We start from the raw sequence: 695 nt of genomic DNA, 5'->3' as shown, positions 1-695 counted from the left end.
TCGAAGAAGGCTTGGATGTCGAGGTCGATCACCCAGGCACCGCGCAGGTCCATAACCCCGTCCCACAAGGCTTGCAGCGCCTGGTGGGCGCTACGTCCTGGACGGAAGCCATAGGAGCAGTCCAGAAAGTCCTGCTCGTAGACCGGCTCCAGCACCATCAGCACCGCCCGTTGGAGGATCTTGTCTTCCAGAGTCGGTATGCCAATGGGCCGGGTCTTCTTCGTTCCATCCTTGGGGATGTGAACGCGTCGCACCGGTGGCGCCTGATAGCGACCGCTCTTGAACCGTTCGAGCAGGTCGCTCAGGTTCTCCTGCAGCCGCGCTTCGTACGCCTCGGCGGTGACACCGTCCACACCCACCGCGCCGTCCTTGCGCGTGCGCCGGTACGCTTCTTCCAGCCACATCAGGTCGATGTGATGCGCCAGCGTGGTCAGCACCATCCCCGGCGCCTCTCTCGCCAGGTTCGCGATCGCCTCTTGTTTCGTTGTGATGGTCTCGCAACCCAATGTTTGCGCCATCTGTCCCTCCAGACGTTGTCTCAACCGATCGGCCGCTTCCCTCCCGTGGGTCCGCTCGGGTGCGTTCCCCACGCTCGACGGTACGATCAGCCGACTCTGACTGCTCAGCCGTCATCGCGCCGCACTTCGTTGCCTTCGCTTGGCGCTACCTTGCCCTCGGTCCTCTTCGCTCCCGTG

1 protein-coding gene is annotated in these 695 nt (G+C 63.6%); it reads right to left on the bottom strand.

Annotation, left to right across the window (positions count from 1 at the left end; all coding sequences use genetic code 11):
• The coding region (locus tag G3480_RS27160; protein WP_240906120.1) for a reverse transcriptase domain-containing protein at positions 1-518 on the bottom strand (518 nt) is incomplete at its 3' end.
• Between the last annotated feature and the right edge of the window lie 177 nt (positions 519-695).

Origin of the sequence: Thiorhodococcus mannitoliphagus (assembly GCF_010915725.1) — a bacterium.
Classification (GTDB): Bacteria; Pseudomonadota; Gammaproteobacteria; order Chromatiales; family Chromatiaceae; genus Thiorhodococcus; species Thiorhodococcus mannitoliphagus.
This window is presented reverse-complemented; position numbering and strand designations above follow the sequence as displayed.